This is a genomic window from Methanosarcina horonobensis HB-1 = JCM 15518, from assembly GCF_000970285.1.
In the GTDB taxonomy this organism is placed as follows: Archaea; Halobacteriota; Methanosarcinia; order Methanosarcinales; family Methanosarcinaceae; genus Methanosarcina; species Methanosarcina horonobensis.
This window is the reverse complement of record NZ_CP009516.1, coordinates 872,218-898,308: the sequence shown is the minus strand read 5'-3', so window position 1 is coordinate 898,308 and position 26,091 is coordinate 872,218. Positions and strand designations below refer to the sequence as shown.

21 protein-coding genes are annotated in these 26,091 nt (G+C 42.6%); 11 read left to right on the top strand and 10 right to left on the bottom strand.

Annotated features, from left to right (window positions below; translation table 11 throughout):
- Nucleotides 1-10: 10 nt before the first annotated feature.
- From MSHOH_RS03995 to MSHOH_RS03975, 5 genes are all read right to left on the bottom strand, one after another.
- Nucleotides 11-1,477 (bottom strand): metallophosphoesterase family protein, encoded by a 1,467-nt coding sequence (locus MSHOH_RS03995; RefSeq protein ID WP_082089232.1) that lies wholly within the window; start codon nucleotides 1,475-1,477, stop codon nucleotides 11-13.
- Between the two features lie 678 nt (nucleotides 1,478-2,155).
- Nucleotides 2,156-3,163: a ketol-acid reductoisomerase gene (gene ilvC / locus MSHOH_RS03990; RefSeq protein WP_048137562.1), complete on the bottom strand. Its 1,008-nt coding sequence runs from the start codon at nucleotides 3,161-3,163 to the stop codon at nucleotides 2,156-2,158.
- A gap of 372 nt (nucleotides 3,164-3,535) precedes the next feature.
- Nucleotides 3,536-4,021, bottom strand: coding sequence for an acetolactate synthase small subunit (gene ilvN, locus MSHOH_RS03985; protein WP_048137561.1), 486 nt, complete (start codon nucleotides 4,019-4,021; stop codon nucleotides 3,536-3,538).
- Nucleotides 4,021-5,712, bottom strand: coding sequence for an acetolactate synthase large subunit (locus MSHOH_RS03980; RefSeq protein WP_048137559.1), 1,692 nt, complete (start codon nucleotides 5,710-5,712; stop codon nucleotides 4,021-4,023). The genes ilvN and MSHOH_RS03980 overlap by 1 nt, the downstream gene beginning before the upstream one ends.
- Before the next feature lie 310 nt (nucleotides 5,713-6,022).
- Nucleotides 6,023-7,495 carry a (R)-citramalate synthase gene (locus MSHOH_RS03975; RefSeq protein WP_082089231.1) on the bottom strand — a complete coding sequence of 491 codons (1,473 nt, stop codon included), beginning with the start codon at nucleotides 7,493-7,495 and terminating at the stop codon, nucleotides 6,023-6,025.
- A 343-nt stretch (nucleotides 7,496-7,838) separates the two neighbouring features.
- On the opposite strand from MSHOH_RS03975, the gene MSHOH_RS24200 reads away from it, so the two are divergent.
- Nucleotides 7,839-7,976 (top strand): hypothetical protein, encoded by a 138-nt coding sequence (locus tag MSHOH_RS24200; protein WP_162197601.1) that lies wholly within the window; start codon nucleotides 7,839-7,841, stop codon nucleotides 7,974-7,976.
- A gap of 268 nt (nucleotides 7,977-8,244) precedes the next feature.
- Here MSHOH_RS24200 and MSHOH_RS03970 read toward each other — a convergent pair whose 3' ends face one another.
- The gene (locus MSHOH_RS03970; protein ID WP_048137554.1) at nucleotides 8,245-9,384 is read right to left on the bottom strand and encodes a lipid II:glycine glycyltransferase FemX; all 1,140 of its coding nucleotides are present in this window, start codon (nucleotides 9,382-9,384) and stop codon (nucleotides 8,245-8,247) included.
- 500 nt (nucleotides 9,385-9,884) lie between these two features.
- Nucleotides 9,885-10,970 carry a M42 family metallopeptidase gene (locus MSHOH_RS03965; RefSeq protein ID WP_048137552.1) on the bottom strand — a complete coding sequence of 362 codons (1,086 nt, stop codon included), beginning with the start codon at nucleotides 10,968-10,970 and terminating at the stop codon, nucleotides 9,885-9,887.
- Nucleotides 10,971-11,314: 344 nt separating this feature from the next.
- On the opposite strand from MSHOH_RS03965, the gene MSHOH_RS03960 reads away from it, so the two are divergent.
- From MSHOH_RS03960 to MSHOH_RS03930, 6 genes are all read left to right on the top strand, one after another.
- Nucleotides 11,315-11,668: a prefoldin subunit beta gene (locus MSHOH_RS03960; RefSeq protein ID WP_048137550.1), complete on the top strand. Its 354-nt coding sequence runs from the start codon at nucleotides 11,315-11,317 to the stop codon at nucleotides 11,666-11,668.
- Nucleotides 11,669-11,790: 122 nt separating this feature from the next.
- The gene (locus MSHOH_RS03955; protein WP_048137548.1) at nucleotides 11,791-12,795 is read left to right on the top strand and encodes a DHH family phosphoesterase; all 1,005 of its coding nucleotides are present in this window, start codon (nucleotides 11,791-11,793) and stop codon (nucleotides 12,793-12,795) included.
- A 432-nt stretch (nucleotides 12,796-13,227) separates the two neighbouring features.
- Entirely contained in the window at nucleotides 13,228-14,532 is a 1,305-nt protein-coding gene (locus MSHOH_RS03950) for a phenylacetate--CoA ligase family protein (protein ID WP_048137547.1), read from the top strand.
- Between the two features lie 362 nt (nucleotides 14,533-14,894).
- A complete protein-coding gene (locus MSHOH_RS03945; protein WP_048143149.1) occupies nucleotides 14,895-15,332 on the top strand; it encodes an ACT domain-containing protein in 438 nt (145 codons plus the stop codon).
- Between the two features lie 357 nt (nucleotides 15,333-15,689).
- The gene (locus MSHOH_RS03935; protein ID WP_048143147.1) at nucleotides 15,690-16,043 is read left to right on the top strand and encodes a DUF2103 domain-containing protein; all 354 of its coding nucleotides are present in this window, start codon (nucleotides 15,690-15,692) and stop codon (nucleotides 16,041-16,043) included.
- A 23-nt stretch (nucleotides 16,044-16,066) separates the two neighbouring features.
- Complete coding sequence (locus MSHOH_RS03930) at nucleotides 16,067-17,044, top strand: methanogenesis marker 12 protein (RefSeq protein ID WP_048137543.1); 978 nt, start codon at nucleotides 16,067-16,069, stop codon at nucleotides 17,042-17,044.
- Nucleotides 17,045-17,087: 43 nt separating this feature from the next.
- Here the strand turns inward: MSHOH_RS03930 and MSHOH_RS03925 are convergent, their stop codons facing one another.
- The 3 genes from MSHOH_RS03925 to MSHOH_RS03910 all read right to left on the bottom strand — a co-directional run bounded on the left by MSHOH_RS03925 (nucleotide 17,088) and on the right by MSHOH_RS03910 (nucleotide 19,202).
- Entirely contained in the window at nucleotides 17,088-17,669 is a 582-nt protein-coding gene (locus MSHOH_RS03925) for a TIGR00288 family NYN domain-containing protein (RefSeq protein WP_048137542.1), read from the bottom strand.
- 439 nt (nucleotides 17,670-18,108) lie between these two features.
- Nucleotides 18,109-18,537, bottom strand: a complete 429-nt coding sequence (locus tag MSHOH_RS03915; RefSeq protein WP_239451201.1) for a hypothetical protein — start codon at nucleotides 18,535-18,537, stop codon at nucleotides 18,109-18,111.
- Nucleotides 18,534-19,202, bottom strand: coding sequence for a rhomboid family intramembrane serine protease (locus tag MSHOH_RS03910; RefSeq protein WP_048137536.1), 669 nt, complete (start codon nucleotides 19,200-19,202; stop codon nucleotides 18,534-18,536). The genes MSHOH_RS03915 and MSHOH_RS03910 overlap by 4 nt, the downstream gene beginning before the upstream one ends.
- Nucleotides 19,203-20,708: 1,506 nt before the next feature.
- On the opposite strand from MSHOH_RS03910, the gene cdhA reads away from it, so the two are divergent.
- The 4 genes from cdhA to MSHOH_RS03890 are packed head-to-tail and all read left to right on the top strand — an operon-like array spanning nucleotide 20,709 to nucleotide 25,892.
- Nucleotides 20,709-23,126, top strand: a complete 2,418-nt coding sequence (gene cdhA / locus MSHOH_RS03905; protein ID WP_048137534.1) for a CO dehydrogenase/acetyl-CoA synthase complex subunit alpha — start codon at nucleotides 20,709-20,711, stop codon at nucleotides 23,124-23,126.
- A 2-nt stretch (nucleotides 23,127-23,128) separates the two neighbouring features.
- A complete protein-coding gene (cdhB, locus tag MSHOH_RS03900) occupies nucleotides 23,129-23,641 on the top strand; it encodes a CO dehydrogenase/acetyl-CoA synthase complex subunit epsilon (protein WP_048137532.1) in 513 nt (170 codons plus the stop codon).
- Nucleotides 23,642-23,665: 24 nt separating this feature from the next.
- Nucleotides 23,666-25,075, top strand: coding sequence for a CO dehydrogenase/CO-methylating acetyl-CoA synthase complex subunit beta (gene cdhC, locus MSHOH_RS03895; protein ID WP_048137529.1), 1,410 nt, complete (start codon nucleotides 23,666-23,668; stop codon nucleotides 25,073-25,075).
- Between the two features lie 55 nt (nucleotides 25,076-25,130).
- Nucleotides 25,131-25,892, top strand: coding sequence for an ATP-binding protein (locus MSHOH_RS03890; protein ID WP_048137527.1), 762 nt, complete (start codon nucleotides 25,131-25,133; stop codon nucleotides 25,890-25,892).
- The last annotated feature ends 199 nt before the right edge of the window (nucleotides 25,893-26,091 follow it).

The window sequence follows — 26,091 nt, the reverse complement described above, 5'->3', positions numbered from 1 at the left end:
ATACCCGATTTCAGATATTGTTTAAACTTTCTTGATAATCCTCTATATCCCTATTTATAAGTCTTGATAGTTCTAAGTAATTTTCTTCGCTTTCTTCTTCATACACATATTTTTCAAATGATTTGATTGTATCTTTTTTAGCTAGGAAACGATAATTTGCAATCAGTTTGAGTTCTTCGACTACGTATATACTTGCTCTTTCGAATGGAGTCATATCTTGATGTTCATAGCCTCTCTTATGCTTGCATATTTCAGACAATGTCTTTAGATTTTGAGGCTCTTTTATAAATTTATTCGCTACCATTATAGCATTTTGTGCAGGAGCATAAAATATCTCAAGCCTATTTTCAATATCTTTTCTTTCAGCTTTATTTGATATTTTTTCAGATTCTTTAACATTAGTTACTTTATTTGATTCGGAATTTTTGCTTTCTTTGGATGAATTGTTCTCATCGTTTTTCCTTAGAATAGGAAAGGATTCGTTGAATATTCCCTGTAGATTCCATCTACCTTCATTGTCGGTCTCATTCCCAATGATATCTGGTATCCATCTGGCACCGTTATAAGTTCGTAAAAATATTTCTCCTCGATTTTCATGAGGATATAACCTTACAAAATTGTATCCATGCTTTTGTTCGAAACCATTGTAAAGAGCTCCAGAAGTTATGCGGATGTAATTTTCGATAGGTGTAACCCATTCTTCGTGCTCATGTCCAAAAAGATAGAATTGAAATTCATTTCTAATATATTTGCACATAAGTTTTTCTTCCATAAATGTAAACCAATCTGGTGGATGATGGCTAATAACTATTGAAAATGTAGTGTTTTTTATTTTATTGCAAGCTTTTGATATTTGATAAGTTCCAAGCCATAACCTTCCTCTATCTTCATCACTACCACCTCGCGAAGACCAAACAGAGTTCAATCCTACAATTCCCACATTAAATCCATTGATGTCACGTACTGTTGAATATGTCAAACGATCAGGATCTTCAAGAAGATGCTTATAATCGTTTACTTCTAAAAATTTCTTATACTTATTAAGACGTTCCATATACCTTTGAAATTGCGGAGTGTTTTTTTGTATCATTATATTGACATTTAAGCTTGCTTCTATTCTGTTTTTTTTTACTTGATCATCCAACCAAGATGTTTGCTCGGGTGATATTGAAACACGGTCAACATCATGATTTCCTGGTACGATAAAAACATTATTATTGCTTTTAATTGAAAATGTTCTTAGTATTTTATCAAGGAATTCTTGAGCTTCCTTATATTGACTTTCGAGAGTCGACTCAGTACAACTATATACTACATCACCGGTAAAAAAAATTAGATCAGGATATAGATTATAATTAGTTTTCATAAAATATAAGTCCTCGAAAAAACGATCAATAACTCTCATGCTATCGAAATCATGCTTTTCTTTGCAAAAATGAGTGTCAGAAATGTGTAGCCACGTAATTGTACTGTTCATAGCATAACCAAATTGAATCGTTGTTGACAATAACTGGATATGTGTAATTATGAATAAAATTTAAGCTTTTCTTTTTGTGATTCCGTGCAGTCAGCAATGTGCCGAAAGTTCTGTAAAATGAGATTGGATCTCTATTCTTTTCTTTATAGTTTTATTTATGCACATGTTTTATAGTAAACCTATGTATTTTCGTAAAAATGTAATTTTACAGAATTCTTCAATATACGAACGTTCTATGACAAAACGTTCGTATTTTAGCAGGAGATTATCAGTTTTTCCTGTCAAAAACTCAAAAAATACCTCAAAATGCGAACCTTTATAGAGAATATTCGTAACTCAGATTTTATTTAAACATGAATATAACATACCCTTCGAGAGCTTTTATCCGTAAAAATCCGGCCAGAAATCGGAGTTATGTTCAGATTTTAGCCTAAAAACCTATGTATCATGTGTAGAACAAATTTACAGGACTTTTAATACATTGTCGTATAGAGTAAATTTTACAAAAAATAGGCACACTGCCGACAAAGAGTCAGGAAAATGGTGAGTGCTTACCAAAAAGCGTAGAGTAAGAAAAACCTGTAGCCAGATAAGCCAGTAACTGAAAAAAGAGTTGTCAGAAAAAAGAGCGCCAGGCCCATTGCCTGACCTGGCATAAAACAAAGAAAGTAACTTACGTTAGTCGTCATCAATCTTTTTGTTGAGCCAGGGGATGTTTGCGCGGATCTGTTTTCCCACAATTTCAAGCTGGTGTTCCTTTTCCTGGCGTTCCATGGCTTTAAGCACAGGGTGGTTGACCATGCCTTCGAGGACAAACTCTTTTGCAAACTCTCCGTTCTGGATTCTCTCAAGAGCTTCGTACATAGCTTCGCGGGACTCTTCATTGATGATTCTCGGGCCAACGGTCATGCCTCCATATTCGGCAGTGTTGGAAACAGAGTGCCACATCCTCTCAAGTCCGCCTTCATAGATAAGGTCAACAATGAGTTTAACTTCGTGGCAGGTTTCAAAGTAAGCCATTTCAGGCTGGTACCCTGCTTCCACAAGAACCTCAAAAGCTGTTTTGATAAGTGCTGAAAGCCCGCCGCAAAGGTCAACCTGTTCTCCGAAAAGGTCGGTTTCTGTTTCTTCACGGAAGGTTGTCTCGTAAACCCCTGCCCTTGTTGCGCCTATACCCTTGGCGTAAGAAAGAGCGAGGTCCCTGGCTTTTCCGGTTGCGTCCTGGTAGACTGCAATCAGACCCGGGACCCCGATACCTTCAGTGTAGGTTCTCCTGACAATGTGTCCCGGACCTTTGGGGGCAACCATGAAGACGTCCACATCTTTTGGGGGCACTATCTGGTTGTAGTGGATATTGAAGCCGTGGGCAAAAACAAGGGCATTTCCGGCTTTAAGGTTGGGCTCAATCTGAGAATAGTAAACAGAAGCCTGCTTTTCGTCAGGGAGAAGGATCATGATAACGTCTGCATCTCTGGCGGCATCTTCAACAGTCATGACCTTCAGGCCGTCAGACTCGGCTTTTGCCCAGCTGGAACTGCCCTGCCTGAGACCGACAACAACATTAAGCCCGGATTCGTGAAGGTTTCTGGCATGGGCGTGGCCCTGGCTTCCATAACCCATTATTGCGATGGTCTTATCCTTAAGTGCATCAAAAGTTGTTTCATCGTCATAAATTATCGTTGCCATTCTTGACTCTCCTGATAGATTTTCTAACCGATTATCCTTTAATCCCTTAATTTTGTAATTAATTTGTGATTTAAATTGGAATTTAATTGAGATTCAATTTTAGAATCTAATTCTGATTTGGAACTTAATCTTGCAATCAGATCCTCTGCATTATTTGAGAGGGTGCTCAGATTTACAAACAACAAATTTCCCGAGAATTAAACTGATTTTCGAAAAATTACTGTCTCGGACCCGGGCGGTCTTTTAAAGGGAAAGAGAGGCCGGAAACCCGGAGCGTTTTTAAGAAGACCTTTGGAGTTTGAAAAGGCTTCCGGCTGCCACAATCTGTGAAAAATAATTGAGCAGCTAACTCTCTTTACCTATCCTTAATATTTAAACCTTCTTTGGTCCGCGCACCATTGCAATCTTGCCTGTCCTGACCATTTCCTTGATCCCGAACTGGCGGAGAAGTTTTTCGATTGCCTGAATTTTGCTTTCGTCACCTGTTACCTCAACAGTCATGGACTTCGGGGCAACGTCCACTATCCTGGCCCTGAAGATATTTGCAATCTGCATAATCTCTGCCCTTGTGTCCACATCAGCTGAAACTTTAATAAGGGCGAGTTCCCGCTCAACTGCATCGTCAGTCCCGATATCCGAGACCTTGATAACGTCAATTAGCTTGTTGAGCTGCTTTGTTACCTGTTCGAGCACATGGTCGTCCCCATGCACGACAATGGTTATTCTCGATATGTCAGGGTCTTCGGTAACTCCCACGGCAAGGCTGTCGATATTATATCCGCGCCTTGAGAAAAGAGAAGCAACTCTCGAGAGCACACCTGACTTATTTTCCACAAGGACTGCAAGTGTGTGTTTCATCAGTGTTCCTCCAGGTCGATGATCTCGTTAATTGCAGCTCCTGCCGGAACCATCGGATAGACATTTGCTTCGCACTCGACAATAACCTCAACAACTGCCGGTCTTCCGGATTTGACAGCCTCTTCGATTGCAGGCCTGACCTCAGACGGCTTTTCTGCGCGCAGTCCGAGGGCTCCGTAGGCCTCAGCCAGCTTTACGAAGTCAACACTGCCTTTGATGAAGGTGTAGGAGTACCTCCGGTCATAGAAGAGTTCCTGCCACTGCCTGACCATACCGAGATAACCGTTATTCAGGACCACGGAAACAACCGGGATGTCGTTCTGGACCACAGTTGCGAGCTCCTGGGAGTTCATCTGGAAAGAGCCGTCTCCTGCGATATTGATAACAGTTTTGTCCGGCCTGCCGACCTTGGCTCCCATGGCTGCAGGGAATCCATATCCCATCGTGCCAAGCCCGCCTGAGGTAAGGAAGGTTCTGGGTTTGCTGTATTTGAAGAACTGAGCAGCCCACATCTGGTGCTGTCCGACTTCGGTAACTATTATTGCGTCTTTGCAGGCTTCGGAGATCTGCTCAATAACAAACTGAGGCATTATGGTATCCTGAGACTTCCTGTAGGCAAGAGGGTATTCTTTCTTCCACTGGTTTACCTTTTCAATCCATTCCGCGGATTTGCAGCACTGGACATATTTAATCAGGGATTTGAGTACCTGCTTTGCGTCCCCGACAATGGGGATATGTACCTTTACATTCTTGGAAATCTCGGCAGGGTCAACATCAATGTGGATAACTCTGGCATTTGGGGCAAAAGACTCGAGTTTACCTGTCACACGGTCGTCAAACCTTGCTCCCACAGCAATAATAAGATCGGACTCCTGAATTGCATAGTTTGCGTATTTGCACCCGTGCATTCCCAGCATTCCGACGTAAAGGGGATGCTCGGTGGGGATACAGCTTATACCCATAAGTGTGGTTGTAACCGGAGCCACGATAGTTTCGGCAAGTTCAACGAGCTCTGCACTCGCATTCGAGCTTATAACTCCTCCTCCTGCATAGATTATAGGCCTGCAGGAGTTTGCAATCTCTTCGGCAGCTCGCTTAATCTGCTGGGTATTTCCTTTGTAAGTTGGCTTATAGCCCCTGAGCTCTACCCTGTCAGGATACTGTAAGTCAATCTCTATATTCTGTACATCCTTTGGAAGGTCAATCAACACCGGGCCAGGCCTTCCGGTAGATGCGATATGGAAAGCTTCTTTTACGATCCTCGGGATTTCTTGCGGATCCTGTACGAGATAGTTGTGCTTGGTAATCGGCTGAGTAATGCCCGTAATATCTGCTTCCTGGAAGGCGTCATTTCCTATAAGGGATCTTGGTACCTGACCGGTTAAGGCTACAATTGGCACTGAGTCCATATATGCAGTAGCAATACCTGTTACCAGGTTGGTTGCTCCGGGACCTGAAGTAGATACACAGACCCCGGTCTTTCCAGTAGCACGGGCGTACCCGTCCGCAGCATGAGCTGCTGCCTGTTCGTGGCGTACAAGTATGTGGCGCAGATCTGAATCATAGAGTTCGTTGTAGAAAGGAATGATCTGCCCTCCGGGGTATCCGAAGAGAGTGTCAACCCCTTCCTTTTCGAGGCACTTTATAAGAGCCTTTGCGCCGTTGACTTTTTCTGTTGACCCGGTTGTCATTATTTATCTCCTTACTTATTTCATGAGATTTGGTCTAACTGGATACTCACGTTTCAGGTGAGCACCTTTCCAGTTAAGGGAGTGTTTATAAGAAATACTTTTTATCTATCTTATCTCTCACACTCACACTTTTTTGATTGCGAATTTCGCAAGTACATCATAATCAATCATGTTATATAATGGATGAGGGTTTCTCCGGGTTTTCAGAGTGCCAGAGATCCCTATTTCAAAAATTTCTTCAAACAGAAAAAGAAGAGAGGACAGAAGAGTCCTCCTGAGAAACCTTTGAAGTTCCACATCCTTTTGTGACTTACTCTACCCGGATAAGTCGGTTCATCCCGTTCATTACGGCTTCTACAGAGGCCATTATAATGTCCGTTCTTGCCCCGCTTGCGGTAATTACCTTTCCGTTCTTGGAAAGTTTTACCCTTACCTCCACAAGAGCGTCAGTTCCGCCGGTAATCGAGTCTACATGGTACTCTTCAAGGATTACGTCTTCAGCACAGGAACTTACGGCTCTCCGGATAGCGTTGATCACAGCATCCACAGGTCCGTTTCCGATTCCAGCCTGTACGATTTCTTTGTCTTTTACATTGAGCTTTATGGAAGCAGTTGGAGTCACCCGGTTTCCGGATACGATGGTGAACTCTTCTAATTTTACAATAGGTTCTTTGTAAATATCAAGCACGGTTTCTGCGATGGTCTGCAGGTCGGCATCAGTGATATGTTTGCCCTGGTCGCCCATCTGCTTGACTCTATTGAAGATTTCCTCGGTCTGGGCCTCATCAGCCTCAAGCCCCATTTCCTTTAAAGCAAGGGTGATGGAGCTCCTTCCCGCGTGTTTTCCAAGCACGATCTGGCGCTGCCGCCCGATGTATTCAGGACTCATGGGTTCATAGGTTGCCTTGTCGGCCAGAAGCCCATGAACATGAATCCCTGCCTCGTGAGTGAAAGCATTTCCTCCTACAAGGGCTTTATTGGGGGAAACGGGAATCCCGGTAAGACGGCTTACAAGCCTTGAAATCCGGTATATCTGCTCGTGCTTGATGCCGGTATCATATTTATACAGCCATTCAAGGCTCATTACAACTTCTTCAAGAGAGGCATTTCCGGCTCTTTCACCTAAACCATTAATTGTCACATGGGCTTGTTTTGCTCCTGCCGCAAGCGCAGCGACTGTATTTGCAGTTGCTAAACCAAAGTCGTTGTGGCAGTGAATGCTAATAGGGGCTTTCAGGGAGGAAGACAGGTCCCGGAAGATTTCGGTCGTTTTTTCAGGCACCAGAAGACCTACGGTATCACAGAAGCATAACCTGTCAGCTCCGGCATCTATACAGTCTGAGTAAATGGCTTTTAAAAATTCAAGGTCTGCCCTTGATGCGTCTTCTCCACTTAACTCCACGATCAGACCGTGGTCTTTAGCATACTCGGTTACCTCAGCTGCAATCTGCCTTACTGCATCCCGGTCCTTTTTGATTTTCGTCCTGATATGCAGGTCAGAAACCGGAGATACAAGATGGATTGAATCGACATCGCATTCAAGAGCATGGTCAACGTCCATTTTTACAATCCTGCAGTAGCTGCAGATCTCGGCATTGAGGCCAGCATTCGCTACAGCCTTGATGGATTCCCTTTCACCTGCGGAAGTAATTGCAGAGCCTGCTTCGATTACATTGACTTTCATCTCATCAAGGGCTCTGGCAATTAAGAGTTTCTTCTCTCTGGTCAGAGCTACGCCAGGTGTTTGTTCACCGTCTCTCAAAGTGGTATCCAGAAAGCGGATGTTTTCGAATAATATAATCCCTCAGTCTTGGTTTTTATTTGGATAGATTGGTTCTGCAGAACAGGAGATATAGTATTACTACTATTTTATATAATTACGTCCTGTTTTGCAAAGCTCATTTTATTTATACATACTACATATATTTTATCTCAAAGCCCCGCTCCTTTCGGAATATTTCCAGATTTATCCCGGGCTCTTCGAAACTTCTCTCCAATAGGTAGACCATAGTATTTTTAGTTTCCAGTTAACAATATATTTATTTTAAAAGATTACCATTCGAAAAATCGATCTTGGATAACTGAAAATCTAAAAAACTTATGGTGTATAGAACTCACCGATCCCCTTGGGAGATTTTCTTCAGAGAGTGCTTGGTGACGTCGCAACGGATTTAACCAGGGAATCCGGTTCTCTTCTGGAATCAAATGTCAATACAGATGTTGAAAAATATACGGTTCAAACAGTTAACAAAAAAGCTGCTTAACTGTAAATGAAAGAGTCGCGGGAAATAAGACTTCTCACTGTTTTAAATGAATAATTAGGACCATTTTCTAAATAAAGTAGATATTGAACATGTTTTATCTGAAAGCTCTTACTGAAAATCGACGTTTTTTGCCTAGAATAGATTTTTGCCTGGAGTAATTAATTTTCAGGGTAATTGCTTTATCAAATAATTAAAAGAGTATCTCTATTTGAAGAGACGCCTTCTATTCTCATGACAAGATTAAAGGGTAAAATTTATAAAATGATGATTAAGACTTCAACTTTCTCAATTCATTAATAATTGCTTTTGCATGTTTAATTTCATTATATCTGTACGATTTATATACTCCTATCTCTTTGATTTGACCGTCAAATCCCATTTTAAATCGATATTGACCGTCTAATTCATTATGATGAAGACCCGTTAAATCCAGGTTTTTAAAGCCATTTTTCTTTCCGTCCACTATACTGTGCCAGATTAAGAGCTTATAAGCGTTAAGATCGTTATATTCGCCCCTCAATACTGAGGTGTGACCTAAGTATATCGTATCTTTATAATAAAAGTTTATTAATGCTCCAACTTTTACTCCATTATATTCTGCGAAGAATAATCTTGCCATTTTTTGCGGAAAAAGGATGTCACGGAGTTTTTCAAAATAAGAATATGGCACTAAGGCGGGTGATACTCTCCTATAACTATTTCCAGTTCTTTCAATGATTCTGTCAATTAATAGTTTCTGGAATTGATTATAGTAAAGGTCTATATCTTCCTTATAGTTCCGACTTTCGTATATAATTACCCCGTTTCTTGAAGCTCGCCTTATGTCCTTGCTAAATTGTTTTTTAAATCCCTTGCATATTTCCTTGAGGTCTTTATCGATATTTATTATAGCAGTTTTTTTTATTCCGGTCCTAGTATATCCATTTTGAATGAGCGCAGAATCAAGACAATTATGGTAAGGATATATCAAATGATAAATAATATTTTTCTTCTTTTTGCTATATGTGTTAACAAAATCAAACATTAGCTTATAAATCTCTTCGCTATTGGTAATACTGGAAAGGACACAGGGACCTCCAAAGCTATATAATTTATGATGAGGAGAACATCCTATTTGAAAGTTCTTTGAAATATCTGGAAAATATTTGTTGATCTTGTAGTCTTCAAAAAGATTTCTTATAAAAAACGGAAAGATCCCTATTAATTTATTCTCTTCATCGTCTTCTACCGCTACTGACAAAGCTTCGGAGTTTAATCCTTTTTCTATAACCTCGTTCCATTCCCAGGTATGATAAAAGGTTCCGTTAAGACTTTCTTTAACAACGTTATTCCATTGTTCTTTATCTTCGACTGTTACCTTCCTGCAAATTATTAAAGACCCCCCTTCATATTCAATAGTTATCTCCACATCTGTGGAAATCCCTTAAAATCTCTCGCCAAATCACTTTTTACATATTTTTTCTTTCGTTTTGGATTTAATTAAATGTGATGAATAAAAGAATAGATTCAACTCATTTAGTAATATTCCTGATTTTCATATTTAAGTATAGTTATACATATTAATTCTTCTCTATTTATTTCCAAAATAGAGTAATTTTTGCATTTCTTTATTGAGATTCTGAATTAGCAAGAAGAATCAGGTATTTAATAAAATCAATATTCGATGTCTAAAGACTTTGACCAAAAAGTCCTATCACAATTTTAATCTGCATGATGAAAAAAAGTTGAAAGTAATGTGAAGAGCATGAAAAATATAACCAGGAACCTATATCATGAACAATGAGGACGAAAAAACCTGCACAGCACCGGTTCTGTTGGTTCAGTTCTGCTGGTGCTGTTTTGATGCAAAAATTTAACTCTGGAAACCAGTCCTATTGAGTAATCAAAGCTAGAGAAACTAAGTAGCCTTTAGAAGTACGCTTTTACATTTTCTATTGCTTTCACAATGAGAGAAACGCAAGCCTCTATATCTGCCATATCCAGGACTTCTACAGGAGAGTGAATATAACGTGTGGCTATGCTGACCGTACCTGTAGGAATGCCTTCTTTTGTAAGGTGTATTGATGTAGCATCCGTGGTGCCGCCTGAACCAACTCCCAGCTGATAGGGGATCTCATTTTTATCAGCTGTTTCCCTGAGCCACCTGAGAATCTGGGGATGGGCTATAAGACCTCTTCCGGAAGCATCTGCTACGGTAATTACGGGCCCTTTTCCCAGTTCAAGAGCTGAATCGGTTTTGCTGATACCCGGGTGATCTCCAGGGATAGTGGTATCAAGGGCAAGGGCGACATCCGGACAGATCCCGAATGCACAGGTTCTTGCTCCTTTGAGACCTACTTCTTCCTGAACCGTGCCGACAGCATAGACATTTGCCTCAATTTTGCGTTCGTGGAGCTGTTTCATGACTTCAAGGAGAATTACAATTCCTGCACGGTCATCAAAAGCCTTGGAGGTAACCTTTCCATTTGCCAGAGGCACGAATTCCTGATCGATTGAAGCTGTCGTGCCTATCTCGACTCCCAGATTTCCGGCATCCTCCATGTCTTTTGCTCCTATATCAATAAACATATCCTCAAGTTTCACGGGCTTTTTCCTGTCTTCGTCTTTCATCACATGAGGAGGCTTGGAGCCTATAACTCCGGGGATAGAGCCCTTTTTGCCGTGAATCATGACCCTCTGGTTGAGAAGAGTCTGGTCAAACCATCCTCCTATCCCGACAAAACGAAGGAACCCATTATCATCAATGTACCTGACCATCAGTCCTATTTCATCCATATGAGCAGCCAGCATTACAGAAGGCCCTTTTCCCTCTTTAACAGCAATGAGGTTCCCCATAGTATCCTCCCGCATGCTATCGACATAGGGCTCAAGCTCTTTTTCAAGCAGTTTCCGGACCTCGTCTTCAAAGCCGGAAATTCCATGGGCGTTTGTGAACTTTTCTAGAAGAGATTTTATTTCTTCAAGCTTTCCGCCTTTTTCCGTATTTTTTTCCATTTAAGAAATCTCCTGAATCCTGTTTAAATCTGAATCCTGTTTAATATGGTATATTATAAATGTCCATTTATGATTATCCTTTGCCAAAAGATCTTTGAAGTTTATAGATCAGTAGGTTCAATGCGTATCTTCTGGTTACGGACAATGTTTTGAGTATGTTTTTTCACATCATCTCTTTTATATAAGTTTGATTGTTTGAATGTCTTTATTTAAGTAGAACTTGTTGTTTAAGTTTTTGGCAGGAGCTTTTAATTCTATTCTGTGGCAAAGAGAATTTTCGGAAGCTGTAAGGACAGAAACATTAAAATCCCTTCAGGTTTATTGAGGACTCAGGTGAAAATTACATGACTGCAGAATTACCTCCTCAAATCCAGAACCAGATAGCACAGCTTCAGCAGGTACAGCAGCAGGTTCAGGCTCTGACCATGCAGAAATCTCAGATTGAAGCTATGCAAAAAGAGTCCAAAATGGCTCTTGATGAATTGGAAAGACTGGCTGACGACGCGGTGATTTACCGGAATGTCGGAGAACTGGTAATAAAAACGAGCAAAGAGGAGTCCGTTTCAAAACTTAAAGACAGGGAAGAAACCCTCTCACTCAGGCTTCAGTCTATCTCCAGGCAGGAAGAAAGGCTTACTACCCGTTTCAAACAGCTTCAGGAGCAGATCCAGCAGGCACTTGGATCCAGAGCACAATAACTTTTTATTTTTTTCTGTATGTATAGAATACAGGACAAACTGTAGCTGTAACGGATATTGTGCCGAAGTCCCGGGATTCCGGGTATTTCGAAACCCATAAAAAACGGTAGCCAGAGTGGACAATGCAAGTTGATGAAGCGGAGTTTTTTAACCGGCTCCTTGACTATCGAAACATTTTATATTTGTGTCACAGGAATGCAGACCCGGACGCTGTTAGCAGTGCGTTTGCTCTTTCCGAGGCTTTAGGAGGTACAGTAGGACTCGTAGACGGTTGCAACCGTGTAGCGTCCGTTCTTATAGAGAGGCTCGGAATTGAGATAGTGGATAAGCCTGACCCTGCAAATTACGGTTTCGTTGTTGTGGTCGATACTTCGACAAAAGCTCAGTTAAACGATATAGAGCTGACCACTTACTGTGTAATTGACCACCATACAACAACTGCTCTTACCGAAAATGCAGAGTTTTACCTGCACAGGAACACGACCTCAACTGTTGAGATAGTCTATGATATCTTAAAAGCAATGGGAGCGCCGATTAATCGCAGGATGGGAATCGGCATGCTTACAGGAATAGTTACGGATACCGGGCATTTTAAGCACGCATCTGTTGATACTTTCCGAACAGTGGCAAAAATTATTGAGGCCAGTGGAGTTGAGTACGGGGAAGTGCTTGACCTGATGGCTGCCACCCCCCAGGATATTTCAATGCGCATAGCTATCCTGAAAGCAGCAAGCAGGGTTGAACTCGACAGGGTAGGAGACATGCTTATAGCTTCTTCTCATGTGAGTTCCTTCGGAGGCTCTGCATCTTCCATGCTTATCAATATAGGAGCTGATGTGGCTTTTGTTGGCACTACAAAAGGAGAAAGTGTAAGAGTAAGTGCAAGGGCAAAACGCGATGCTGTAAATGCCGGAGTCAATCTTGGTCAACTGATGGAAGACATCAGTAACGAATATAACGGCACCGGAGGCGGGCATTCAGGAGCTGCAGGAATAGATATAATCGCCAACATGGAAGAAGTACTGCATAAATGCAGGGAGATGACAAAGAAAATCCTTGAGAACTCTCTCGGGACAACGGCAAAAGAGATTTCCGAGGATGAGGTAGAAATCAACGAAAATGAATAACGAAGATAGATAATACTAAAGAAAATCCAAACAACAACAATTATTATCCCTCACTGAAAATTATTATTTTTAAACACTATTTCAGTTTAGCGTATTATTCCTAGTTCTAACCTGAAATATTCCTGTTTCAGATTTCGCGCATTACTCTTATCTTTCTCAATTTAATTTGAAAAAGAGCTTTTTTCAATCGATAACAACAACTATTATTTATATGAGGATCCAACTTAATCTTCCATTATCATATCTGCCGGAAGTTCGCATCCGCCGGAAAGCCTAATGTTCCGACGAAAAACTGATGCAAAATCAGGGATATCATTGTTACAGCATGACCTTAAAGGGACATGAAATGAAAAATATACATAAGAGAAAGCCGAAAGAGACGCGGCCTGAAACCAAAAGGTCTCAAAATAAAGAACAAAGAGAGTGAAAAAAATGCCAGAATACTGGGATCCTGAAATCGAGACAATGCCTGTAGACGACTTGAAAAAGTTGCAGGAAGAGAAATTGAAAAAACTTGTACATTACGTGTATGAGAACTCTCCTTTTTACAGAAAAAGGTTTGACGAACACGGGGTTAGCCCGGAAGACATCCAGACTCTCGAAGATGTCAGGAAGTTACCTTTTACATATAAGCAGGATCTCAGAGATACCTATCCTACCGGAATGTTTTGTGTCCCCAATTCAAAGCTTGCCCGCTTCCACGCTTCATCGGGCACCACAGGCAAACCGACTGTAGTCGGATATACCCACAAGGACATTGATGACTGGGCAGAGTCACTTGCCAGGGCTTTTACCTCCGTAGGCATGGGAAAAGATGATATTCTCCAGGTAAGCTACGGGTACGGACTTTTTACAGGCGGACTCGGAGCTCATTATGGAAGTGAAAAACTGGGTGCAACCGTACTCCCCACAAGTTCGGGGAATACCGAACGCCAGCTTGAACTTATGAAAGACCTCGGTACAACAGCTATAGCCTGCACTCCCTCTTACTTTTTATACATGATTGAAACTGCAAGGAAAGAAGGAATCAGCTTAAGGGACGACACAAAATTAAAGATGGGGTTTTTCGGGGCTGAACCCTGGTCTGAAGAGCTCAAGAGACGGATAGAAGACGAGTCAGGGATTAAAGCCTATGACATTTACGGAACCTCCGAACTTAGCGGCCCTCTCTTTACGGAGTGTGACGAGCAGTGTGGTATCCATGTATGGGGAGACCTGTTCCTGGTGGAGATTCTTGACCCCGAAACCGGAGAGCCCATGCCTGACGGAGAAACAGGGGAACTTGTAATTACCACTCTCGCTAAAGAAGCAAACCCCCTTATCCGCTACAAAATCAAGGACCTTACCAGAAAACTCTCGGAACCCTGCAAATGCGGCAGGACACACCCGAGGATCACACGCATCAGCGGGCGCTCTGATGATATGATAATCGTACGCGGCATAAATGTTTTCCCTGGTCAGGTCGAGTCGGTTTTGATGAATATTCCTGAAGTAGGGAACCACTTTATGATCATTGTGGATAGAATAGGTCCCCTCGATTCGATGAAAGTCCAGATCGAGATGCACGAGTCTGCCTTCAGTGACAAAATGTCGGACATGATAGCACTTAAAAAGAAGATTGCAAGTGCTTTAAAGAGCGTGCTGAACCTTGCAGTTGAGGTAGAACTTGTGGAACACGGCTCTCTGCCGCGCTCTGAAGGCAAATCAAAGAAAGTCATAGACAAGCGAAAGATCTAAAGATTTTACAGCTTGAAATCTGAAAGTAAAAAGGTCAAAAAACTCAGGTTTCCAGAAAAAGAGAGGAATACTTGAAAAAAGATGTAAAAATATCTTCATTCAGGAAATTCCTTTTTCCAGTTCCTTTTAAACTCCTCTTTTAAATCCGGAACGGTTCTTTATATCTTTAAAATAGCCCATATGTAAACTTAAAAATAGACAGAAACTTATATTATATTCAGAGGAAAATATTGGGAAAAGAAGATAAGCTAAAAAGGAACTGAAAAAGCAGGAAAAGAGAAAAAATTAATGTATCTTGATCAATTTGATTGAAAAAAGATAAAATCTAAAGGAACACGGGATAAAAGTACATGGGTGCTGGAATGGAAAACAAAGTGATAAAACAAATTTCCCTTTTTGCGGAAAACAAACCTGGCAGACTTGCAAGCGTGGCAAATAAATTGAAGAGTGCCGGCATAAACATAAGAGCGTTTACCATTGCCGAGTCAGGAGACTTCGGGATCATTCGTATGGTTGTGGACAGGTCGGATTATGCTCACCGCGTGCTCCATGAAGCCGGGTTCACAGTCTCGGAAACCAGTGTTCTGGGTATTGAAATGGAAGACGTCCCCGGCAGCATGTCAAAGATTGCGGAAGTTTTCGGAGAAGCGAATATTAACCTTGATTACGCCTATGCTTTTGTTACCAGGGATCAGAAAGCCCTTCTTATTGTTCGGGTAAACGAAATAGAGAAGGCAATAAAAACACTGGAAGAGAGCAATATAAAGCTAATTGGCATGAAAGAACTTGAAAAGATCTGATTTTTATTAATCACCGGATTTTACGGAAGAGAAGCTTTAAAAAAGCCAGAAAATAATCCAGAACCAGGCACATCATATAGAGTGCCTGAGTATCTGGAGTTCTCTTTTTACAGGTTCTTGCCTGAATGGCAATTGTTTTACATAAAATTTTACAGCCAGGAGATATATAGCCTGAAGAGTACTTGCCAGAAATTTTTTTACGCCTGCACTGAACGCCTTCACTGCATAAATAGATACACATTATAAATATAAAAAGAACAAACAAAGGAAGACTTTTCTGAGAATAGAGAAAAGGCAGTCCATATAATGAAAAAAGAGATTGGACTGAAAAAAGTAAAGTCAGCCGGTTTGACTAAAATGACAGAGAATAAGGATAGCTTACAGGAAAACGCTCAAACTTCTTCAAAGAATAAACTTGGTGGAACTCATACTACAATCATTGGGGGAAGAGCTGGAAAAAAACTAGTAAAGCTTGTAAGCCAGCACCCTGAAATAAAAAAAGTAATTCCATCCGTAATTTCCGTAAAAGGTGTAGCAGGGGGAAAACTTGCTGGAAAAGTCCTGCGAGCTGACGCCAGGGGAAACCTCAGGCTATTACTCTCTGAAGGCAGAAGTTTTCAGGAAGTAAGACTGGTGACAACGGTTGGTACCGCTGAGGAGGGGGACAGAATCATGAACGAACTGAATGAGATATTAAAAACTGCCCTCTGAGGCTTTAAAGGAGAGATTACTGTTTGGCATTCATAGGAGTTGACCACGGAACAACAGCAATGCGTTTTGCGCTTATTGAGGGTGAAAAGGTTCTTACCTTTGAACTCGGAAGGGCTGAAGCTGCTGCAATGTCAGAAAAAGAAATCCTGTCATCTATTGAAAAAGAGTTTGGAATCAAAGTAGAAGATATCGATTTGATTGCTCTGACCTACTCTATGGGAGACGGCTTTTCCGAGATCAAAGATGTGAGGAAACTTGAAGGAAGAGGACTCCAGAGTATGGAAGGTGCAGGAAAAAAGACAGGAGGAGGCACAAGAGTCTTTGATGCAGTCAGAAATTCCGGAGTTCCGGCAGTAGCAATTCCTGGCCTTCACGTTAGAAGTAAGGTAGACCCAAGAATGAAAGTCTTTTCCCACCTCACAAGCCCGGAAAAACTGGGGATTGCATATCATATCCGGTGCCTGGGCTACGAAGACTTCGTGGTTTCCGATATCAGTTCCAATACCGTGACCCTTGCAGTTGCTTCGGGTAAAGTAATCGGGGCAATAGACGCCTGCATTTTTGCTCCTGGAGTTCACCACGGACCTCTTGACCTGCAGGCTATCAGAGACGTTGATGACAGGCTCCAGACAGCAAATCAGGCTTTCATAGAAGCAGGGACCCTGAAAATGACTCCATATAAAGACAGGGAAGAACTTCTCGATGCAGCCGAAAAAGGGGAAGAGCCTGCCCTGCTTGCTCTTGATACCATAGCCCTTTTTGCAGCTATGGAAATCGCTTCAATGCAACTTCTCCTTAAAGATTATGGGGTTACCGGAACGGTTTTTCTTGCAGGTTCGGTAGGTGAAGTAGAGTATGTACGGAAAAAAATCTGCAAACACCTGGGTCAGGACTGCCTCAGCCTCGGGAAATGGCATGCTGCAATTGGCTGTGCCGAAATAGCCAGGGATGTTTTTGCCGGAGAAAAACAGATTCTCGGGGTAGATGTCGATTATCCGTGATAAGCGAGAGAGTATCCCTTAAAGAGAAGAATCGGATCAAGAATCAGGTCTTTTCCACAGATTCTTCATATTCATCTTCCTGATACTCCTCGAACTCCGAGGTATCAAGTTTTTCCTTATCGACTTCGTCATCATAACCGCTCATGTGGTTTTTGTCCATGAGAATGACATAATCCGCAGAGTTCTTGAGTGCCGTGGAAAATCCGGGCTCAACCCCGAAGATAATAGTCTCTTTCCCGTGTTCGTTTGCTTTGTTCAGGAGAGGCTTGAAATCCGCATCGCGGGTTACAATTGCAAGGGTATCTATATTGGGATTGTAAACAAGTTCCATACCCTCTACTGCGAGGCGTACATCCACATCACTGGAACAGATGATGGGTTCAAGTCCATGGTTTTCAATAGCCTCGACAAGTTTGTCCGAAGCATACTGGTTCAGGAAAACGCGTCCGATCTTGATATTCCCGTAGTCCTTCAGAACGTCCCGTATCTCCTCAAGGTTTACATCAAACTCTTTTCTGAGGATGTTCGGTCCATCTACCAGAAGTCCTATTTTCCTCCTGCCGACTTCTTTCTTCGTACGGAGGTATCTAGAAATGGAATCAAGTCCGCTTTTTACAGGCTTCATTATCAATGTCCTCTGTGATCCTTACAGTTTTACTCAACCTGCATCTTTTTTCTTTAATCTCCCAATGATTCAGGGAGAATTGACCTGTGAAGGCAGTAAAGTTTTCAGTAGCTATCTCACGTCTGCCGCCTGGATTCTTTGTTTAAATCTTCTGAAAGCCGAAGCTTCAGCATAGATACATGAACTTACAGCTGCGGTTTTTCAGGTTTAAAATCTTATACACGGCAGTTCGGGTAATAATCTGATAATATCTAAATATTTGCTTTTCTGTAGTAAAACATTTGCATACTTTGGCAATAAAAGGCTGTAATTTTGTCCTGCGTGAGAGCCTTGACTGGAAATTCTGACCTGTCCCGGAAAAGGGAAGTCCTGAGGTATAGTTGAGCCCTCAAAATTAAACATTTTTTTAACTATAGAACACGAGATATATTTTATAGAATTATAATTTATCGGAAAAAAGGCCTTTTTTAACTTCCCGAATAATGAAAGAAGATTCCCGAAGTTCAAAGAGGTTTTCAGTTTTTCTTCCTTTCTTCGGCCTGCTGTACTGGATTTCTCCTAATTTTTGAAGAAAAGCTTCGTAGACCTCCATGAACTGTTCGAACTCCGCGTTCGTAAGTTCTATTATTCCTTCCCTCCCCGAGAGCCAGTCATAGACCTGAAGGAGGACAACCTCCCTTACTCTTTTAAGTCCTTCTTGTTCAGACTCTTCAGGGGCTTTTTCAAAAAAAAGAGTGCTTTTCAGCTTTGGAGACCAGGCTGCAAAGACCCGCCTGAAGTTTAAGATCTGGATCGGGACTTTTTCCCCGGGACCTGGCCTCGGGTGATAGTACTTATCCTGAGAAAAAGTCCCCTCTTCCAGTCTCACCACCTGCCGGGATACCTTGTTCTCATGTACTTCTCATGTATTTTCTTCATACGGAAACCCATATACAGCCCGACAAAGAGCCCGCTTAGATGGGCAGTATGAGCTATCATATCTGACGAGTTGACCATCAGAAAATCAAAAATAGCAAAGAGCAGTAAAGCATGCTTTAGACGCATTGGGATAAAGTAAACATATACCCTGAGATTCGGCTCAAGTACGGTAAGAGCTGCAAAGACTCCGTAAATAGCTCCGCTTGCTCCAACCATAGGACCGGGGAATATCCCGAAAATAGGCCGGCTTAAGAAAGTATACCCTATTGCAGATAGAACTCCTGCAGTAAAGAAGATTCCGAGAAGCTGCTTATTTCCCACCCTTCGCTCGAGTGCAGTCCCGAAAAAGTACAGGACAATCATATTAAAAAAAAGATGCCATAATCCGGTGTGCAGGAAAATGTATGTGACAAGCGTCCAGGGTCTTGTAAAGAGAGAATCCGGGTCAAATTGAAAAGCGTTTATATAGAGAGGTCCTATGCCAGGAACCATTTCCAGAAAGAAAGAAATTACACATAGAGAAATGATTGCCATTGACGGACTTGCAGAGACAGAACTTTTGATTCTATCAGCCATTCTGCTTCTGGACTCATATGGTGTATCGCGATTAAACATGTTCTAATTACTCTCTATCTTAATCCAGTATAAAATTATTGAATAAAAATGTTTGATTAATAAGGCAGCTTATAAAAACTTATACTGCCTCAAAAGATGCCAGAACACTATTAAATACAAGAATGGCGTCTAAACACAAGAATATTATCCAATTGTAAGCTCAGGAACAAATGCCAGTAAGTAAACTAACTATAAAAAAATTCATATTCTGGATTTATGCCTTGAATAAGACTGTTAAAGGACTGCCAGGAATAGCTTAGATTTTAATCAACTTAAACTCTAATCAACTTAAACTCTAATCAATTTTAGAAATCCATATTATACTAACCAAAACCCTCAAATCTGGAGCCCCTTACTTCAAGCCCGGTTTTGAAAAACCTGCAAGCAAAAGGATTACTTAATGCATCAGTAATCAAATTGCTTGGGCTTTAATCCCCCTAAATTCAGAAATCAAGGAGTTTGAAATCTCAAAGCCGCTTAACTCTATTATAACTTATGATATCTCAATACCGAGTACACAGCAGTATATTTAAAGTGCCTGTTAGCTACTTAAATTACTGCGAATTGATTTAAAGTGATATATTTAATAAAAAATGTTTTTAAATTGGAATGAATATTATTTAAACTAAAGAATTTATCAACTAATATTCAAGTGAGAGAATCATATTTATCTTTTTCCAGGAAAAAATCGTGAAAACGGTTTACAGCGTTTACTTTGTAAAGTGCGCAGAAGAATGTCCCGATATAAATAAGTTTTGATATTTTCATTAGATGCTGAAGTATAATAAATCCAATAATTATTATGAATAATATATTAAAAGATAGAAAGAACTAATTTGAGTTTTATTCATGCGAAATTTGTTATTTATATAAAAGGAATCTTTAAAATTATTTGTTTTTAGTATGAAAAAATGAAATAATTAATAACAAATATTAAAATCAAAGGAAAAAACTGCTGAAGCTTAAGAATGCCATATTTGAAAACCACTATGCTTAGGCATTAAGCACTTTTCTTGCAGAGAGAGTCTCTGTTATTTTTTTAGAGAAGAATGAGCCTCTACATTTCATTTTTACCCTTCTCGAAATAGGGTGTTACAAATTAGAAAATGTTATATAGATTTGGTACATTTAGTCACTTAATTAGTGTTTATTATCCATCGGTAGCGACCTCTGCTCAAGATTAAGGTCTCAATCGTTGGTAAAAACGGTTTTTTTGAGACATAGGGCGTAAAAAAGTGTATAGAAGAAGACTAATGCCCTAAAAACGACTTTTACAAGAAAATATTCCCTATAAAAACGCTTTTATTTCAAAAAACGTTGGTAAAACGTTTAAAGACCAAATAGAGAGCTTAAAGTGTTTTACCAGAAAACGTCATTTAAACGGTTGTAACTTTAAATCAGACGGCAAAATATATAATGTATAATCATTAAGAATATGCCGTTATATCATAATTGCAATCGTCTTGGCGAAGTCGACTTTAAACAAATTTAGGAGGTAAAGCTCAAATGAGCAAACTAACTACCGGGAGTTTTTCTATAGAAGATCTTGAATCCGTTCAGATCACTATTAACAACATTGTAGGGGCAGCAAAGGAGGCTGCTGAAGAAAAAGCAAAAGAGTTAGGCCCGATGGGTCCCACTGCTTACGCAGGCTTGGCATCCTACCGAAGCTGGAATCTGCTTCTTCTTGACCGCTACGAGCCTGTTCTGACCCCTATGTGTGACCAGTGCTGCTACTGTACCTACGGACCATGTGACCTTTCAGGAAACAAGAGAGGTGCCTGCGGTATTGACATGGCAGGACACACGGGTAGGGAATTCTTCCTCCGTGTAATTACAGGTACTGCCTGTCACGCTGCCCACGGCCGTCACCTGCTTGACCATGTAATAGAAGTCTTTGGCGAAGATCTCCCACTCAACCTTGGAGAATCAAATGTCCTGACCCCTAACGTCACAATCTGCACCGGACTCAGTCCAAAGACCCTCGGAGAATGCAGGGCTCCAATGGAGTATGTTGAAGAACAGCTCACCCAGCTCCTTGCAACCATCCACGCAGGCCAGGAAAGCGCAGAGATTGACTATGATTCAAAAGCCCTCTTCAGCGGCAGTCTTGACCACGTTGGTATGGAAGTCTCCGATATCGCCCAGGTCTCAGCATATGACTACCCGAAAGCTGACCCCGAAGCCCCCCTCATTGAAGTTGGTATGGGATCCATTGACAAGTCCAAGCCCCTTATAGTTGCAATCGGGCACAACGTAGCCGGTGTAACCTACATCATGGACTACATGGAAGAAAACAACCTGACCGACAAGATGGAAATTGCAGGGCTTTGCTGTACCTCGTTCGACATGACAAGGTACAAGGAAGCTGACAGGAGAGCTCCATACGCAAAGATCGTAGGGTCACTGGCTAAGGAACTGAAGGTAATCCGCTCCGGCATGCCTGATGTCATTGTTACCGACGAACAGTGTGTCCGTGGTGACGTCTTAGCCGAATCTATGAAACTCAAGATCCCTGTGATCGCTTCCAACGAAAAGATTATGATGGGATTGCCGGACCGCACAGATGCCGATGTGGATTCAATAGTCGAGGAGCTCAAATCCGGAGCAATTCCGGGTTGTGTAATGCTTGACTATGACAAACTTGGAGAACTCGTCCCGAAGATTGCCCAGACAATGGCTCCAATCCGCGATGCAGAAGGCATCACAGCAATTCCGAGTGATGAGGAATTCAAGACATACGTCGAAAAGTGTGCAAAGTGTGGAGAATGCCTGCTTGCATGTCCAGAAGAGCTCGACATCCCCGAAGCCCTGGAATCCGCAGCCAAGGGAAGCTACGAGTACCTTGAAACCCTTCACGATCTCTGTATCGGGTGCCGCCGCTGCGAACAGGTCTGTAAGAAGGAAATCCCAATCCTGAACGTGCTCGAGAAGGCTGCACAGAAGGCCATCAGCGAAGAGAAAGGATTGGTCAGAGCCGGCAGAGGACAGGTAAGTGACGCGGAAATCAGGAAAGAAGGCCTGAACCTCGTTATGGGAACTACCCCAGGTATCATCGCAATTATCGGATGTCCGAACTACCCAGCCGGTACCAAAGATGTCTACAACATTGCCGAAGAGTTCCTGAAGAGAAACTATCTCCTCGCAGTAAGCGGGTGTTCCGCAATGGACATCGGTATGTACAAGGATGAGGACGGCAAGACCCTTTACGAGAGGTTCCCGGGTACATTCTCAGGTGGTGGACTGATTAACACAGGTTCCTGCGTGTCCAACGCACACATCAGTGGAGCTGCTGAGAAAGTTGCCGGTATCTTCGCAGGCAGAGTCCTTGCAGGAAACCTGGCAGAAATTGCAGACTACACACTTAACCGTGTTGGTGCATGCGGACTTGCCTGGGGTGCATACTCACAGAAGGCAGCTGCAATCGGTACCGGATGTAATATATACGGTATTCCTGCAGTGCTCGGCCCGCACAGCTCCAAGTACAGGAGAGCTCTGATTGCCAAGAACTATGACGAGTCCAAGTGGAAAGTATTCGATGGCAGAGACGGCTCAGAGATGAACATCCCACCAGCACCTGAATTCCTCCTGACCACAGCAGAGAGCTGGCAGGAAGCAATCCCGATGATGGCAAAGGCATGCATCCGCCCATCTGACAACAACATGGGAAGAGCCATAAAGCTGACCCACTGGATGGAGCTTTCAAAGAAGTACCTCGGTGTAGAGCCAGAAGACTGGTGGAAGTTCGTCAGGAACGAAGCCGACCTCCCGCTTGCCAAGCGTGAAGAGCTCCTGAAGAGGCTCGAATCAGAGCACGGCTGGGAAATTGACTGGAAGAGGAAGAAGATCATCTCCGGCCCGAAGATTAAATTCGACGTCTCAGCACAGCCAACTAACCTCAAGAGACTTTGCAAGGGGGCCTGAAAATGGTAGACACTACCAAGAACACCAAACTCTTTACCAGCTACGGAGTGACAACTGCCAAAGCAACCACCCCTGAGATAGCAGCCAAGCTAATTTCAAAGGCAAAGAGGCCGCTTCTTGTGGTAGGGACCAAAGTCCTTGACCCGGAACTCCTGGACAGGGCAGTAAAGATTGCACAGAAAGCAAACATTCCAATTGCAGCTACCGGAAGTTCTATGCCCGGCTTTGTGGGCAAGGACGTGAATGCCAAGTACATCAACCTTCACCAGCTGGGTTTCTACGTAACAGATCCTGCCTGGCCAGGACTTGACGGCAACGGGACATATGACACAATCATAGTCCTGGGGCACATAAAATACTACGTCAACCAGGTACTGTCCGGAACAAAGAACTTTTCCAGTGTAAAATCAATCGCAATTGACAGAAGCTACATCCAGAACGCAACAATGTCTTTCGGGAACCTTAGCAAGGCAGATCACTATGCTGCACTGGATGAATTAATTGAGGCATTATAATTTTATTTAGGAGGCGAAAGCACAATGGCAGAATTCCCATTTGAGATTTCCCCAATGTTTGAAGGAGAAAGAGTAAGGAAAGAAGGAATGTTCGTAGAGCTCGGTGGCCCCAAGTCTATCGGTCTGGAACTTGTCCGTGCAGCAGATATGGATGCAATCGAGGACGACAAAGTAACAATTGTCGGGCCAGACCTCAAGCAGCTCGAAGAAGGAAAGACCTACCCATGGGCAATGGTCTTTAACATTGGCGGAGAACTTGTCGAGCCTGACCTCGAATCTGTCGTAGAAAGGCGTGTCCACGACTTCATCAACTACTGCCAGGGCATTATGCACCTGAACCAGAGGTACGATGTATGGATGAGAGTTTCAAAGGACACAGCTGCAAAGATGGACTCCTTTGAGCCCTTCGGAAAAGCCGTTATGATGCTTTTCAAGACAGAACTGCCCTTTATCGAGAAGATGCAGGTGACATTCTACACCGATGAAGAAGAAGTAAAGAAGCAGCTCGAAGCTGCAAAGGAGATTTTCAAGGCAAGAGACGCAAGGACAAAAGACCTGCATGACGAAGATGTTGATGTCTTCTACGGGTGCACTCTCTGTCAGTCCTTTGCTCCGACCAACGTTTGCGTGGTATCTCCTGACAGAGTCTCACTCTGTGGTGCAATCAACTGGTTCGACGGCCGTGCAGCAGCAAAAGTCGACCCGGAAGGTCCGCAGTTTGAAATTGCCAAGGGTGACCTTATTGATGCCGAGAAGGGTGAATATTCCGGTGTGAACGATATTGCTAAGAAACTCTCTGCCGGTGAATTCGATAAGATCAAACTCCACTCCTTCTTCGATGCACCTCACACATCCTGCGGCTGCTTCGAAGTAGTCGGGTTCTATATCCCTGAAGTCGACGGTATCGGCTGGGTTAACAGAGAATACCAGGGAATGGCACCAAACGGTATCGGCTTCTCTACAATGGCCGGTCAGACCGGTGGCGGAAAGCAGATAGTAGGTTTCCTCGGTATTGGTATCAACTATTTCTACTCCCCGAAGTTCATCCAGGCTGACGGTGGCTGGAACAGAGTTGTCTGGCTCCCCTCGATGCTCAAGGAGAAGATTGATGAGACCATCCCTGCTGACCTCAAAGACAAGATCGCAACCGAGAAAGATGCAACTGACATCCAGTCCCTGAAAGCCTTCCTCGAGGAGAAGGGCCACCCGGTAGTTGCCACCTGGGCAGCAGCCGAAGAGGAAGAGGAAGAAGAGGAAGAGGAAGAGGAAGTAGCTGTTGCAGCAGCTCCGATGATGATGCCTGCAGCTGGCTTCCAGATGCCTGCAATGCCGATGATGTCCGGAGGTTCAGCTGGTGGAATAAAGCTGACCTTCAAGAACGCAAAGATCACAATTGACAGGATGATCATAAGCGAGAAGAAGGAAAAGAAGTAACTGAGTGACGACAGGCGATTGCCTAAAACCGAAAAACAATCCAAAGGGGTATTCTGTGACAAAAGTAATTGCAATAACGGGAAAAGGTGGGACAGGTAAAACAGCAGTAGCGGCTCTTCTGATCCGCTACCTTTCAAAAAAAGGGAAGTTCATACTGGCAGTTGATGCAGATGCAGATACTAATCTGCCCGAAACCCTTGGTGCTGAGAACGTAAAAACAATCGGGGACGCAAAGGAGTTTTTACAAGCAGAAATTACCAAACCAAGGCCTGACAACCCCGATATGAATAAAGAGTCAGTACTAAAAAGTAAGGTCTACGAGATCATAGAGGAGATGCCGGGATACGACCTGCTGGTAATGGGCAGGCCCGAAGGTTCAGGCTGCTACTGCTACGTAAACAACCTCCTCCGCGGCATAATGGACAAACTGATCGTGAACTATGATATAGTTATCATTGATGCGGAGGCCGGGCTTGAGCATTTCAGCCGGAAGATTATCCGGGATATTGATGACCTTATTGTTGTAACTGACGCCTCACGCAGGGGATTCCGAACTGCCGAAAGAATTCATGAACTTGTGAGTGAACTGGATTCAAATGTTGGCAGAATTCACGTTATTGCAAACAAAGTTACAGATACTAACCGGGAAGAGCTCGTTAAACTGGCCGGCGACCTGAAACTTAGCCTGTTAGGTACGATTCCTCTCGACCCTAAAATCGAGGAAATGGACATAAAAGGTATACCTCTCTTCGAAATCCCGGACGATTCGGTTGCTGCAAAAGAAATTGAAAAAATTGTACAAAAACTGGGGTTCTGACCCCAGCTTCCTTTTGAACCTGTGGATTTGCAGAAAACCGTACCGGTAAAAGAGAAAAGGATTACCTTGCCCTTTTCCTGGGCTTGAAACGTTATCAGGAATAATCATAAAGTACGGAGCAGAACCCGGTTCTGCCTCGGTCCCTGTTCTGAGACCAGGGAAAAAATCTGGAAACTCATCCTGTATTATATCCTTTATT